Source organism: Bacillus sp. R86525, from assembly GCF_042466195.1.
GTDB lineage: Bacteria > Bacillota > Bacilli > Bacillales > Bacillaceae_G > Bacillus_A > Bacillus_A nitratireducens.
The window spans coordinates 251,124-265,282 of the sequence record NZ_JAXHPX010000007.1 but is presented as its reverse complement, the minus strand read 5'-3'; the positions used below and the strand labels follow the sequence as shown (position 1 = coordinate 265,282).

Sequence of the window (14,159 nt, the reverse complement as noted above, 5' to 3'; positions counted from 1 at the left end):
TGATTCTTCGCTCCCCCACTTGCGGAAGTATCATCACTTTAAGCGTTCTTCATTTCTTCAATCTCTTGCTTTGTCATTTGTTCTCGCCAAATGTTTGCACCAAGCCCTTTAAGCTTGTCTACTATATTTTCATAGCCTCGATCAATATGCTCAAGTCCGGTTACTTCTGTAATTCCATCCGCCATTAACCCTGCAATAACAAGGGAAGCCCCAGCTCGTAAGTCACTCGCCTTCACTTTTGCACCTTGCAATAAAACAGGACCAGTTACAATTGCCGAACGACCTTCTACTTTGATTTGCGCATTCATACGGCGCAATTCATCAATATGTTTGAAACGTGCGCCGTAAATTGTATCCGTGACAACTCCCGTCCCGTGCGCCTTTGTTAAAAGCGTTGTAAACGGCTGTTGTAAATCTGTTGGGAAACCTGGATATACAAGCGTTTTTATATCAACTACTTTTAACCTTCTATCACCGTTCACTATAATTTGGTCATCATTCGTTTCAACTTGGACACCAGCTTCTCTTAGCTTCGCAGTTACTGACTCTAAATGCTGAGGAATAACATTATCAACTGTTACTTCTCCTCCTGATGCAGCTCCTAAAATCATATACGTACCAGCTTCAATACGATCTGGAATGATAGTATGGTGACAACCATGCAGGGAATCCACACCATCAATTCGGATTACATCTGTACCAGCACCTTTAATGCGCGCTCCCATACTTGTTAATAATGTGGCCACATCAATAATCTCTGGTTCTTTCGCTGCATTTTCAATAACAGTTCTACCTTTCGCTCGTACAGCCGCTAGCATAATATTGATTGTGGCTCCTACACTAACAACATCTAAATAAATACGTGCCCCGCGTAGTTCATCTGCTCTTAAATAAATGGCACCTTGTTCATTTGTAACATGTGCCCCTAACGCTTCAAACCCTTTAATATGCTGATCAATCGGTCGTGGCCCTAAATGACATCCACCTGGAAGCCCAATAACAGCTTTTTTAAAACGGCCAAGCATTGCACCCATTAAATAATAAGAGGCGCGCAATTTTTTCACTTTTCCATTTGGTAAAGGCATCGCAACCATGTTAGAAGGATCGACTACCATCTCTTCTTCCTGCCCATAAGTTACTTTCCCTCCAATTTCCTCTAGTAAGTCTCCTAACATTTTCACATCTGAAATATTAGGGACGCCACCGATAGTTACTGGAGTATCTGCTAAAATTGTCGCTGGAATTAATGCAACAGCACTGTTCTTTGCACCACTCACACGAATTGTTCCATTTAAAGCTCTTCCGCCTTCAATTAGCAATTTTTCCATATTGAGCTCCCTTCTTGTGAATGTATTTATCTTCTACTACTTTATAAAAAGAAGTAGAAGGTTCCCCTTAAAAATCTCAATCACTCTTTCCACCCTAAAACTCAATAAGTAGAAAATCATCACCTGTAGCTCCCCTGCTATACAAATAGACGAAGATTAACTATTCATCGAATCAAATTTCTCAATTCAGATACTTACCACATTTATTAATAGGACTATGCACATTGTTTTCTATATTTGCAAACTAAAAATTCACTTTATAAAATCTTTAGACTTGTTCACGCTTTCATTATACAACGAAAGGAAACCGTCTAAAAGACTAGACGGTTTCCAAAACGGAATTTTATTCTTACGCTTTACCGTTAGAACCGAACTCACGCATTTTACCAGCAACAGTTGCTTTGATAGCGTCGCGGCCAGGTCCAATATATTTACGAGGATCGTAAACTTCTTGGTCTTTGCTTAATGCTTCACGAACAGCTTTTGTAAACTCAATTTGGTTCTCAGTGTTTACGTTAATTTTTGAAGTACCTAAAGAAATAGCTTTTACGATATCAGCAGTTGGGATACCAGTACCACCGTGTAATACTAAAGGTACGCCAGTGAAGTCACGAACTTGTTCCATTTCAGCGAATCCTAAGTTAGGCTCACCTTTGTAAGGACCGTGTACAGAACCTAAAGCTGGAGCTAGGCAATCGATACCTGTTGCTTCAACAAGGTGCTTACACTCTGCTGGATCAGCGTAAATTACGCCTTCAGCGATGATATCGTCTTCTTGTCCGCCAACTGTTCCAAGCTCAGCTTCAACAGATACGTTACGAGCGTGTGCGTATTCTACCACTTTTTTAGTAGTTTCAACGTTTTCTTCGAATGGGTGGTGAGAAGCGTCGATCATTACAGATGTGAAACCTGCATCGATTGCTTCTTTACATTTTTCGAAGCTTGAACCATGGTCAAGGTGAATCGCTACAGGAACAGTGATGTTCATTTCTTCGATTAAAGCTTTAACCATAGCTACAACTGTTTTGAAACCAGTCATATGACGAGCTGCACCCTCAGATACACCTAGGATTACAGGAGATTTTTCTTCTTCCGCAGCAGCTAAGATAGCTTGAGTCCACTCTAAGTTGTTCATGTTGAATTGACCAACTGCGTATTTTCCTTCTAGTGCTGTGTTTAGCATTTCTTTCATAGAAACTAAAGGCATGGTGAATCCTCCTAAAAAACGTTTTTTGTATCCAATAAATTCTTATCGCTGGTAGTATGACCAGAATAAGGTAAATTATGTATATTTACATACCGGACTTTTTTCTACACTCAATAGGATAACAACTTGTACTCAAAAACTCAACTGTATTCACCTGCTCAATAGTCCATGTAAACGCTTTTTTCCATATTTTTTATAAAAAATTCATTTTTTACGCCTCTACAGCAAGCTGATCTCTCACTGCTTGACGAATTTCATCAATATCAAACGGTTTAGCAAAGTGCATTAAAGCTCCTAAATCTTTCGCTTCTTGAATCATATCCAATTCTCCATAAGCAGTCATTAAAATCACTTTAATACTCTCATCAATTTCTTTTACATGTTTTAAAATCTCTATACCATCCATACCTGGGATTTTCATATCTAACACTACTAAATCTGGATTATCTTTTTTCACGATATCTAAAGCTTGAAATCCATTCGCTGCTTGGAACGTCTGATAACCTTCTTTTTGGAACACTTCATGTAATAACACACGAATGCCATATTGATCATCAACGATTAAAATTTTCCCTTCCATAACTCCCAACCTTTCTGTGTAAATACAAGATTTACAGCTTCTTATATCTTATCGATTTATTTTCGCTATTCTTTGGCAAATTCCTTCCTATTCTTTCTTATTTTACCGTTTCCTATTTTGTTATGCTACCTACGATTTCACCTTTCTAAAAAAATAAATTATAATGAAAGCCGGCAAACACGTACGAAGGGAGTAACATTATGTTAAAAATTTTTTCAACTCAATTAAGTGGTTATTTCTCCAGAGTTTCTCAAAAAGAGGAAATGAATATAGAAGATAGCGCTCGTCTACTTGCTCAAGCACTAGTTGGCGATGGTTTCATTTATTTACATGGTACAAATGAAATGGAGGGCGTTGTTGCTGAAGCATTGTTTGGTGCTGAACCAATGAAGCAAGCAAAACGTTTACTAGAAAACGGTGAACTGGCAGCAGTGACTTCTGCGGACCGCGTACTTCTTATTAGTCGTTTTTCGACAGATGAAGAAATTATAAAAACCGCGAAAAAACTTCATGAAGAAGGCCAATCTATTGTTGGAATTTCTGCTATTCAAGAAGGTCCTGAATCACTTGAGCAATATACAGATGTACATATTGATACAAAGCTGTTAAAAGGTCTTATTCCAGATGATGAAGGTAACCGCTACGGTTTCCCAAGTTTAATTGTAGCTTTATTTGCTTATCACGGAATTAAATTTACAATTGATGAAATGTTAAACGAATATTAAAAAAAGCGCCCTATTTCAGGCGCTTTTTTTATTACTTGCTCTCTTTATTCGTAATAGAAGCACTTACGAAGTCATGGAACAATGGTTGTGGACGGTTTGGACGAGATACAAGTTCTGGATGGAACTGTGCTGCCACGAACCAAGGGTGGTCTTTTAATTCAATGATTTCAACTAGACGACCGTCTGGGCTTGTACCAGAGAATACAAATCCTGCTTTTTCCATATCCGGACGGAATTGATTATTGAACTCATAACGATGACGATGACGCTCATATACAACCGGCTCGTTGTAAGCATTGTAAGCATTTGTTTCTTCAGCAAGCTTACATGGGTATAGACCAAGACGAAGTGTACCACCTAAGTCTTCTACATCTTTTTGTTCTGGTAATAAGTCGATGATTGCATAAGGTGTGTCAGGATTAATTTCAGAAGAGTTAGCTCCTTCTAATCCTAATACGTTACGTGCGAATTCGATTGATGCAAGTTGCATACCTAGGCAAATTCCTAAGAATGGAACTTTGTTTTCACGAGCATATTGAATTGCAACGATTTTACCTTCTACACCACGATCGCCAAAGCCACCTGGTACAAGGATACCATCTGTGTCGCCAACTAATTCTTTCACGTTCTCTGCTGTTACGTGCTCAGCATTTACCCATTTTACTTCTACATCTGTGTCGAATGAATAACCTGCATGACGAAGTGCTTCTACAACAGAAATGTATGCATCTTGAAGTTCTACGTATTTACCAACAAGAGCGATTTTTGTTTTCTTAGAAAGGTTACGTACTTTATTAACTAGCGCAGTCCACTCTGTCATATCTGCAGCTGGATTGTCTAATTTCAAGTGATCGCAAACGATTTGATCCATGTTTTGCTCTTGAAGAGATAATGGAACCGCATATAAAGTATCTGCATCGCGTGCTTCGATAACTGCTTTTGTATCGATGTCACAGAATAATGCAAGCTTATCTTTCATGTCCTGAGAAACAGGTAGTTCTGTACGAACAACGATAATATTTGGTTGAATACCTAAGCTACGAAGCTCTTTAACGCTATGTTGCGTTGGTTTTGTTTTCATTTCACCCGCAGCTTTTAAGTACGGGATTAACGTACAGTGAATGTACATTACATTGTCACGACCGATGTCGCTCTTAATTTGACGAATTGCTTCTAAGAATGGTAGAGACTCGATATCACCAACAGTTCCACCGATTTCTGTAATAACAACGTCCGCGTTTGTTTCGCGACCAGAACGATATACACGTTCTTTAATTTCGTTAGTAATGTGAGGAATAACCTGAACTGTTCCTCCTAAGTATTCACCACGACGCTCTTTTTGAAGAACTGAAGAGTAAATTTTACCTGTTGTTACGTTGCTGTATTTATTTAAGTTGATGTCGATAAAACGCTCATAGTGACCAAGGTCTAAGTCCGTTTCTGCACCATCATCTGTTACGAATACCTCACCGTGTTGGTATGGGCTCATAGTCCCCGGGTCTACGTTAATGTATGGATCAAACTTTTGAATAGTTACGTTTAAACCACGATTTTTTAAAAGTCTTCCAAGAGATGCTGCTGTAATACCTTTACCTAAAGACGATACTACACCGCCTGTTACAAAAATATACTTAGTCATGAAAATACTCCCTTCTACCTCGTTGTTATATAATCACCGTTGCAAAGCGCAACGTATGTAGATAACACTGTACCTATCTTATTGTTAGACTCTTTTTATTTTCTAAACAAAAAACAAAAAAGAAAATTGCTCCCCTCATCACATAAAGTAATAAGTAGGGAGCAATTTTCTTTTATATTTACACTTTAAAAGTATTATCGTCCTTTTTTAAAGAGCCCAAAAATGATTCTACATGGACGATAATGAAAAGTCAAGAACTACCGCTCTTCCTCTTCTTCTTCTTCAGTTTCATCGTACTCAAGTTCTTCTTCTGCGAATTCTTCATCATCTTCTTCTAAATCATCAAGATCATCATCTTCGTCATCTGCGTCTTCTTCTTCAAGAACTTTGTCCAAATCTTCTACATCTTCTTCGTCTGCATTTCCGTCTGCATCGTCGAATTCATCTTCATCTTCTTCGATGTATTCGTCAAAACCGTCCTCTTCAACTTTACGTTTCTTCTTCGGCTTTGGCTGAGGTAAGATTTCTTCATCAATTTGCTCATATGGGTACCAGCTGCGTAGTCCCCAACGATTTTCTCCTAAATTAATGAAACGTCCATCGATGTTTAAATCTGTATAAAATTGTGCGAGTTTCGCATTAACTTGCTCTTGAGATAGTCCCAGCACTTGAGCGATTTCTTGAACCAACTCGTTGAATGTCGTTGCTTGTCTTTTATCCCCTAAAACACTATGTACAACTTCAATCATTGAACATTCTTTTAGCTCTTCTGGTGAATATTGCTTAAAACCCACTTATGCGGCACTTCCTTTCTTCAAATATAAGCTTATATATAACGGTCTGCTTAAAAAAATCCATACTATTCATTATAAACAAAAGTCGCACAAATATGCTACAAAAAAAACGGGAAACTTTTATATGGCGATAAAATTATAATTTGACCTTTACTTATTTGGGAAGCATGTGCGCCCCTTGCAACACATATCTAATTTGCATTTCTGTATATTCTTCAAGCGTATACAGTTTTTGCAGGGCCAACGTCTAAATCCCCACATTTGTCCTTGTATGAAAATATTATGTGCAAGAAGCTGTATTTCTTTTTTATTTAATGTAAATGTTCCATTTTCCGTACACTGTTCTAAAATATTCTCGAACATTCCTACCATTTGAAACTCTTTTTCTAATACATATGGGAGTGATTCTTTCGGTAAAAAGCGTACCTCTTGATACATAATTAATACTTCTTCTTGCAATTCATCCATCACTTTAAAATAATTCATTATTGCTATCTTTAAACTTTCTATACTTCCCTTTTCTGTACACACTACTTCCTCTAACCGCTCTTTTACATGTTCATATATACTATCACAAACTAAATATAAAACATCATCTTTTGTACGAATGTACTCATAAAGTGTTCCAATACTAAACCCAGCCGCCTTCGCAATTTCTCTCGTCGTTGTACGTGGGAACCCTTTTTGTTTAAACAGTTGCACCGCACCTTTAATCATTTGTTCACGCCTTAACGCAACTAATTTTTCATCTTTCACTGATGCATGTACATTATGTTTAACCATCCCCTTCACCTCTCTCTATTATTTTTGGAAGGAAAAAGCGTAGGAAAACACCTACGCTTTCGTTCCTATTTCGTTAACATACGAGAAATTACAAGCCTTTGAATCTCTTGCGTTCCCTCATATATCTGTGTAATCTTTGCATCGCGCATGTAACGCTCTACTGGATAATCTTTCGTATAACCGTAACCACCAAATACTTGTACTGCTTCAGTCGTTACCTTCATCGCTGTATCACCTGCAAATACTTTTGACATCGCTGACTCTTTCCCGTACGGAAGCCCTTCAGATTCAAGCCAAGCCGCTTGATATGTTAAAAGACGCGCCGCCTCTACATCCGTTGCCATATCCGCAAGTTTAAAGCCAATTCCTTGCTGCGCCGCAATTGGCTTCCCGAACTGATGACGCTCTCTTGCATATTCTACGGAAGCATCTAAAGCGGATTGTGCAATACCAACCGCTTGCGCCGCAATACCATTACGACCGCCATCTAATGTTTGCATCGCTACCTTAAATCCTTGCCCCTCTTCCCCTAGTAAATTCTCCACAGGAATGCGGCAGTCTTCAAACATAATTTCAGTTGTTGGTGAAGAGCGAATCCCTAACTTACTTTCCTTCTTACCAACTGAAAATCCTGGTGTATCACTTTCCACAATAAATGCGCTCGTGCCGCGCTGCTTCGATTCAGGGTCTGTTAATGCAAAAACAACATAAATATCAGCAATGCCACCATTTGTAATAAAGATTTTCGATCCATTTAAAATGTAATGGTCTCCATCTCGTTTCGCAGTTGTCCTCATTCCGCCAGCATCTGAACCGGAACTTGGTTCCGTTAAACCGTATGCGCCAATTTTCTTTCCTTCTGCCATCGGTCGTAAAAACTTTTGCTTTTGCTCTTCAGTTCCAAATTTAAAAATTGGCCAACCAGCAAGTGAAGTATGTGCAGACAACGTTACACCTGTAGAAGCACATACGCGGGATAATTCTTCGATAGCAATTACATACGCCAAGTAATCGCTTCCAATTCCACCATACTCTTCAGGCCACGGAATGCCGGTTAAACCAAGCTCTGCCATTTGATCAAATAAAGCACGATCAAATCGCTCTTCCTCATCACGCTCTGCCGCCGTCGGTGCTACTTCATTTCTTGCAAAATCCCGAACCATTTTTCTTATCATTTCATGTTCTTCTGATAATTTAAAATGCATTCCCGTCTCCCCCTTGTCTTTTTATAAAGCTCGACTAATTACAAGCTTTTGTATTTCGCTCGTTCCTTCATATATTTGCGTGATCTTCGCATCACGGAAAAATCTTTCTACTGGATAATCTTTCGTATAACCGTAACCGCCAAATACTTGCACCGCTTCAATCGCAACTTCAACAGCCGTCTTAGAAGCAAATAATTTCGCAATAGAAGCTTCTTTACCGCATGGTAATCCTTGTGCTCTTAGCGATGCGGCTCTATATACAAGTAATCGCGCTGCTTCTACGCTAGTCGCCATATCTGCAAGTTTGAATCCGATTCCTTGCTGCGCCGCAATTGGCTTGCCGAATTGCTCTCGCTCTTTCGCATAATCAATCGCACATGCAAGCGCCGCCTCCGCGATTCCTAATGCCTGCGCTCCGATCCCAATTCGTCCAACATCTAAATTCGCCATTGCCACCTTAAATCCTTGTCCTTCTTTACCAAGTAAATTCTCGGCCGGCACTTTCATATCTTCAAACGTAAGTTGTACTGTACGAGAACCAAGAAGCCCCATCTTATGCTCATCTTTTCCGATGATTAAGCCTGGTGTATCTTTCTCTACAATAAATGCAGAAATACCACTTTTCCCCGCCTCTGGATTTGTAGAAGCGAATACAATGTATGTACTTGCTTCGCCGCCATTCGTAATAAATACTTTCGATCCATTGATAATGTAGTGATCGTCTTTCTTTACAGCTCTTGATTTCAAACTACCTGCATCTGATCCTGCATTTGGTTCTGTTAGAGCAAATGCACCTAGATACTCACCCGTCGCCAATTTAGAAACATATTTCTGCTTCTGTTCTTCTGTTCCGAAGTATAAAATCGGATTCATTCCAACTGACGTATGTACAGCTAAAATTACACCAATCGTTGCACTTACCTTTGAAATTTCCTCAATTGCTAGAATGTAAGAAATAAAATCCATTTCTGCCCCGCCATATTTTGCAGGCGCTGGAATACCCATTAGTCCAAGCTCACCCATCTTTTGCAAAATCTCTTTCGGGAACACCCCTTGTTCCATACTAGGAACAAAGGGAGCTATTTCCTTCTGCGCAAAATCTCGAACCATTTTCCTCATCATTTGTTGCTCTTCAGTAAAATGAAAATTCATGTACTTCGCCTCCGTTTGCTATATATCTTTTTAACAATCTGGTAAGACCACTACTTCAATAAAGGGAGGCCTTTATTCGTAAACGTAGAAACCACGACCCGTTTTACGTCCTAACCATCCTGCATTCACATACTTACGTAATAATGGACATGGGCGATATTTACTATCCCCTAATCCTTCATGCAACACTTCCATAATGTATAAACACGTATCTAAACCGATAAAATCAGCTAATGTAAGTGGCCCCATCGGATGATTCATACCGAGCTTCATTACGTCATCAATCGCTTCTTTCGTCGCTACACCTTCATATAACGTATAGATCGCTTCGTTAATCATAGGTAATAAAATACGGTTCGATACAAATCCAGGGAAATCATTTACTTCAACTGGCACTTTCCCGATTTTTTTCGTAATATCCTCAATCGTTTCGTACACTGCATCATCTGTAGCTAAACCACGAATAATTTCAACGAGTTTCATAACTGGAACTGGATTCATAAAGTGCATGCCGATTACTTTCTCAGGACGTTTCGTTACCGCTGCAATTTCCGTAATTGGTAACGACGACGTATTCGTTGCTAAAATTGCGTGTTCTGGAGCGATTTCATCTAAATTCGCAAAAATTTTCTTTTTAATATCCATTTTCTCAACAGCAGCTTCAATAACAAGATCCGCTTCTTTTACACTATTTAAATCGAGTGTCCATGTAAGACGATTTAAAGTCGCTTCTTTCTCTTCTTCCTTCATACGACCTTTTTCTACTTGACGAGCTAAATTTTTCGTAATAACAGCTAGCCCTCTATCTAATTGCTCTTGCTTTAAATCTTGCACTTTCACATCATAGCCTGCCATTGCACACACTTGTGCGATACCTGAACCCATTTGTCCTGCACCAATTACAACTATTTTTTGTACACCCATTCTTTCTTCCCCCTTAATATAAGTTGTTAATAAACCAAAATCCTCTACACGTAAATTAACGAACTTCAATCATAATTGCGTCACCTTGACCGCCACCACTACAAATAGAAGCAATTCCAATTCCACCGCCGCGCTGCTTCAGTGCATGGATAAGTGTAACGATAATACGTGCTCCGCTCGCTCCAATTGGATGCCCCATTGCTACAGCACCGCCATTTACATTCAATTTTTCCGGATCAATCCCTGCAATTTCAGTACTTGCAATTGCTACCGCCGCAAATGCCTCATTGATCTCAAATAGATCGATTTCTTCAATTGTCTTACCTGTCTTTTTCAGCAACTCATTAATTGCATAACCTGGCGTTCTTGGGAAATCCTTCGATTCTACTGCAATTGCTGTATGCGCCAAAATTGTCGCTAATGGCTTTCTTCCCTCTTGCTTCGCTCTGTCCTCGCTCATTAACACAAGCGCCGCACCGCCATCATTTAGTCCAGGAGCATTACCAGCTGTCACCGCTGACGTCTTATCAAATACAGGCTTTAATTTAGCTAATTTTTCAATCGTTGTATCCGCGCGTGGCGCCTCATCCTTAGCCACGACGATAGGATCGCCTTTTCTTTGCTGAATTGTTACTGGTACAATCTCCTCTTCAAAACGACCTTCCTTATGTGCTGAAACCGCACGTTGATGGCTACGATATGCCCATTCATCTTGTGCTTCGCGAGAGATCCCGTCTTCTTTTGCAACTTCTCCACCATAAACACCCATGTGTATACCTGAAAATGCGCATGTTAAACCGTCTGCAACATTTAAATCAATAACTTCGTTGTTACCCATTCTGTATCCCCATCTTGCTCCTCGTAAAATGTAAGGACTGTTACTCATCGATTCCATTCCACCAGCTACAATCAGTGATTGGTCACCAGTACGAATAATTTGATCCGCTAAAGTAACTGCGCGAAGCCCTGATGCACAAACTTTATTTACTGTTTCTGTCTGCACTTCCCAAGGGATGCCAGCCGCTCTTGCTGCTTGGCGTGATGGAATTTGTCCTTGTCCTCCTTGGATAACCGTTCCAAATATAACTTCTTCAACATCACTCGCGGAAACATTCGCCCTTTCAAGCGCTGCCTTAATTGCGATTCCTCCAAGTTCTGTTGCTTTCACGTCTTTTAAAGTCCCTCCAAATTTTCCAACCGGTGTTCTTGCAGCACTTAAAATAACTGTTTTACTCATGTTTCTTTCCCCCATTTCTTTTTTTAACGCCGAGCGCTCGCTCGGTATTCCTACGTTGAGAAGAGGTGCAATAATTGCACCTCTTTCTAAAGTTGTATGCATTCCCACAAACTAGATTGCTTCTTTCTTCTGTCCGATAACTGAGCGTTCTAAAATCTCTGTTACGTCCAGAGTTTGAACTGTTTCTTCAACTTCTTTCGCTTTCGTACCGTCACTAATCATCGTTAAGCAATATGGGCATCCTGTACCGATAATTGACGGTTGTACAGCCAGCGCTTGTTCTGTACGAGCAACGTTAATACGAGAACCAGCCGTTTCTTCCATCCACATTAAGCCGCCACCTGCACCACAGCACATTCCCGTTTCACGGTTACGCGCCATTTCTACAAGGTTTACACCTGGAATTGCTTTTAGAATATCGCGCGGTGCCTCATATACTTCGTTGTATCTTCCTAAGTAACAGGAATCGTGGTACGTAACTGTTTCTTCAATAGAATGGACAGGTTTTAAACGTCCTTCCTTCACCCACTGGGCTAGTAATTCTGTATGATGATAGACTTCTGCTTGTAAGCCAAAGTCCGGGTACTCATTTTTAAAAGTGTTATAAGCATGAGGGTCAATCGTAACGATTTTCTTCACTCCTGCTTTTTCAAATTCTTCAATGTTTTTCGTTGCCATCTCTTGGAATACGAATTCGTTTCCGAGGCGGCGCGGTGTATCACCAGAGTTCTTTTCCTTATTGCCAAGAATTGCGAATGAAATGCCTGCTTCGTTCATTAGCTTCGCAAATGATATCGCAATCTTCTGACTGCGGTTGTCATACGAACCCATTGATCCAACCCAGAATAAGTATTCAAACTCTTCGCCAGCTTTTGATTTCTCTTTCACAGTTGGAACGGTTACCTCATCATCACCTTGACGCCATGTTTCACGCTCTTTACGGTTCAGACCCCATGGATTCCCTTGACGCTCAATGTTTGTCATTGCACGCTGCGCTTCTGCATCCATTTTCCCTTCTGTTAAAACGAGATAGCGGCGTAAATCAATAATTTTGTCAACATGCTCATTCATAACTGGGCACTGGTCCTCACAGTTACGGCACGTTGTACATGCCCAAATCTCTTCTTCTGTAATAACGTCCCCGATTAAACTTGGATCGTAAGCGAACGTTGCTGCTGATTCTTGCTGCCCTTTTCCGGCTGCCATCATCGCTAACTGATTTCCTTGTGTATTATTAAAAGCAACAACTGGAACCCACGGTGCTTTTGATGTTACCGCTGCTCCTTTATCAGTTAAATGATCACGAAGTTTTAAAATTAAATCCATCGGTGATAACATTTTCCCTGTTCCTGTTGCCGGACACATATTTGTACAACGACCACATTCGACACAAGAATATAAGTCGATAAGTTGATTTTGTCTAAAGTCTTCAATTTTACCAACACCGAATGTTTCTTGCGTTTCATCTTCAAAATCTATTTTTTCAAGTTTTCCTGGGTTTGAAAGACGACCAAAAAATACGTTAACTGGTCCAGCAATTAAATGCGCATGTTTTGATTGTGGTACATAAACTAAAAACGTTAACAAGATTAATAGATGCACCCACCAAGAGAAATAGAACAATGAAATGGCTACGGTTTCATTTATACCTGAGAAAACGTAAGCGATTGCAGAAGCAATTGGTTCACTCCATGAAAGCTCCTCGCCGTGCCATATAATTCCCATCCCGTTACCGAGTAGCACAGAGATCATTAAGCCACCAATAAAGATAAGAACAAGACCTGATTTGAAATTACGTTTTAAACGAACAAGCTTTTCAACATAGCGTCTATGAAAAGCCCAAAAGACTGCGATTAAAATAACAAGTGTGACAATTTCCTGGAAGAATGTAAATGCAGGATATAGTGGTCCAAGTGGAAGATGTGATCCTGGTGCGAGCCCTTTCCAAACGAAGTCAATTGCTCCAAATTGGACAAGAATAAATCCGTAAAAGAACATAACGTGAATGATGCCGCTCTTTTTATCTTTCAGCAGCTTTTTCTGACCGAAAACATTGACCTTAAGAAGATCCCAACGCTCTTTAAAACGACGGTCAAATTCAATCTTTTTTCCTAATTGTATGTAGGCCATCCTCGTTCGTATAAGATATACAAACAAATATCCCGCATAAGCAATAACAGCAATGGCAGCCAGCCAATTAATGATTAGTAAGCTATTCATTTTTATGCTACCCCTCTCTTTGTAAGCCTTCTTTCTTTTTTAGAATCTTCGAAAATATATAATTTTCTGAATTGTATCCCCTATTCCCATTATATAATGAGTGAGCATTCAGTCAACAGTTTTTTGTTATACAACAACACATTTTTTAATAAAGCTGTTTATTTGGGTGAAACTATAAAGTGAAACTTTAATCAGTAGGGAGCTGTTTATTCCCTACTGATTATTAGTTGAACCAATCGGGCTTTTACGGGCTGTTGCCTCCCGCCTGGCTCCTTTGAGTAAGCCTAATTTTGAGGTAGGAGGCTTACTGCCCGTTAATGCGGGGTAAAGTGAAATTTTGATTTGTAAAAAACTGCTGGTGAAAA

The 14,159-nt window shown here is 39.7% G+C and carries 11 protein-coding genes and 1 pseudogene; 1 reads left to right on the top strand and 11 read right to left on the bottom strand.

All coding sequences use genetic code 11. The features are described from left to right. Positions 1 to 38: 38 nt before the first annotated feature. The 3 genes from murA to spo0F all read right to left on the bottom strand — a co-directional run bounded on the left by murA (position 39) and on the right by spo0F (position 3,115). The gene (murA, locus tag SJY24_RS03695; protein ID WP_377863785.1) at positions 39 to 1,328 is read right to left on the bottom strand and encodes a UDP-N-acetylglucosamine 1-carboxyvinyltransferase; all 1,290 of its coding nucleotides are present in this window, start codon (positions 1,326 to 1,328) and stop codon (positions 39 to 41) included. A 349-nt stretch (positions 1,329 to 1,677) separates the two neighbouring features. After that, positions 1,678 to 2,535: a class II fructose-bisphosphate aldolase gene (locus tag SJY24_RS03690; RefSeq protein ID WP_001131858.1), complete on the bottom strand. Its 858-nt coding sequence runs from the start codon at positions 2,533 to 2,535 to the stop codon at positions 1,678 to 1,680. 211 nt (positions 2,536 to 2,746) lie between these two features. Then, positions 2,747 to 3,115: a sporulation initiation phosphotransferase Spo0F gene (spo0F, locus tag SJY24_RS03685; RefSeq protein WP_000398592.1), complete on the bottom strand. Its 369-nt coding sequence runs from the start codon at positions 3,113 to 3,115 to the stop codon at positions 2,747 to 2,749. 200 nt (positions 3,116 to 3,315) lie between these two features. On the opposite strand from spo0F, the gene SJY24_RS03680 reads away from it, so the two are divergent. Further along, positions 3,316 to 3,840: a DUF2529 domain-containing protein gene (locus SJY24_RS03680; protein WP_377863784.1), complete on the top strand. Its 525-nt coding sequence runs from the start codon at positions 3,316 to 3,318 to the stop codon at positions 3,838 to 3,840. A gap of 31 nt (positions 3,841 to 3,871) precedes the next feature. Here the strand turns inward: SJY24_RS03680 and pyrG are convergent, their stop codons facing one another. The 8 genes and pseudogenes from pyrG to SJY24_RS03640 all read right to left on the bottom strand — a co-directional run bounded on the left by pyrG (position 3,872) and on the right by SJY24_RS03640 (position 13,794). Continuing rightward, positions 3,872 to 5,479, bottom strand: coding sequence for a CTP synthase (pyrG, locus tag SJY24_RS03675; RefSeq protein WP_000170445.1), 1,608 nt, complete (start codon positions 5,477 to 5,479; stop codon positions 3,872 to 3,874). A 257-nt stretch (positions 5,480 to 5,736) separates the two neighbouring features. Further along, the gene (gene rpoE, locus SJY24_RS03670) at positions 5,737 to 6,273 is read right to left on the bottom strand and encodes a DNA-directed RNA polymerase subunit delta (RefSeq protein WP_377863783.1); all 537 of its coding nucleotides are present in this window, start codon (positions 6,271 to 6,273) and stop codon (positions 5,737 to 5,739) included. A gap of 154 nt (positions 6,274 to 6,427) precedes the next feature. Further along, positions 6,428 to 7,056, bottom strand: a pseudogene (locus SJY24_RS03665) (TetR/AcrR family transcriptional regulator). A 65-nt stretch (positions 7,057 to 7,121) separates the two neighbouring features. Beyond that, on the bottom strand, positions 7,122 to 8,261 hold the full coding sequence (gene acdA / locus SJY24_RS03660; RefSeq protein ID WP_071744053.1) for an acyl-CoA dehydrogenase AcdA: 1,140 nt from the start codon (positions 8,259 to 8,261) through the stop codon (positions 7,122 to 7,124). 21 nt (positions 8,262 to 8,282) lie between these two features. Beyond that, positions 8,283 to 9,413 (bottom strand): acyl-CoA dehydrogenase, encoded by a 1,131-nt coding sequence (locus SJY24_RS03655; RefSeq protein WP_377863782.1) that lies wholly within the window; start codon positions 9,411 to 9,413, stop codon positions 8,283 to 8,285. Between the two features lie 72 nt (positions 9,414 to 9,485). After that, positions 9,486 to 10,337, bottom strand: coding sequence for a 3-hydroxybutyryl-CoA dehydrogenase (locus SJY24_RS03650; protein ID WP_002078025.1), 852 nt, complete (start codon positions 10,335 to 10,337; stop codon positions 9,486 to 9,488). Between the two features lie 55 nt (positions 10,338 to 10,392). Beyond that, positions 10,393 to 11,676, bottom strand: coding sequence for an acetyl-CoA C-acetyltransferase (locus SJY24_RS03645; RefSeq protein WP_128856191.1), 1,284 nt, complete (start codon positions 11,674 to 11,676; stop codon positions 10,393 to 10,395). Positions 11,677 to 11,685: 9 nt separating this feature from the next. Then, a complete protein-coding gene (locus tag SJY24_RS03640; RefSeq protein WP_377863781.1) occupies positions 11,686 to 13,794 on the bottom strand; it encodes a (Fe-S)-binding protein in 2,109 nt (702 codons plus the stop codon). Positions 13,795 to 14,159: the final 365 nt, after the last annotated feature.

Bases quoted from the DNA above. Each gene is read 5' to 3' on its own strand.
- murA (WP_377863785.1), bottom strand. From the start codon at position 1,328: ATGGAAAAATTGCTAATTGAAGGCGGAAGAGCTTTAAATGGAACAATT.
- SJY24_RS03690 (WP_001131858.1), bottom strand. From the start codon at position 2,535: ATGCCTTTAGTTTCTATGAAAGAAATGCTAAACACAGCACTAGAAGGA.
- spo0F (WP_000398592.1), bottom strand. From the start codon at position 3,115: ATGGAAGGGAAAATTTTAATCGTTGATGATCAATATGGCATTCGTGTG.
- SJY24_RS03680 (WP_377863784.1), top strand. From the start codon at position 3,316: ATGTTAAAAATTTTTTCAACTCAATTAAGTGGTTATTTCTCCAGAGTT.
- pyrG (WP_000170445.1), bottom strand. From the start codon at position 5,479: ATGACTAAGTATATTTTTGTAACAGGCGGTGTAGTATCGTCTTTAGGT.
- acdA (WP_071744053.1), bottom strand. From the start codon at position 8,261: ATGCATTTTAAATTATCAGAAGAACATGAAATGATAAGAAAAATGGTT.
- SJY24_RS03655 (WP_377863782.1), bottom strand. From the start codon at position 9,413: ATGAATTTTCATTTTACTGAAGAGCAACAAATGATGAGGAAAATGGTT.
- SJY24_RS03650 (WP_002078025.1), bottom strand. From the start codon at position 10,337: ATGGGTGTACAAAAAATAGTTGTAATTGGTGCAGGACAAATGGGTTCA.
- SJY24_RS03645 (WP_128856191.1), bottom strand. From the start codon at position 11,676: ATGCATACAACTTTAGAAAGAGGTGCAATTATTGCACCTCTTCTCAAC.
- SJY24_RS03640 (WP_377863781.1), bottom strand. From the start codon at position 13,794: ATGAATAGCTTACTAATCATTAATTGGCTGGCTGCCATTGCTGTTATT.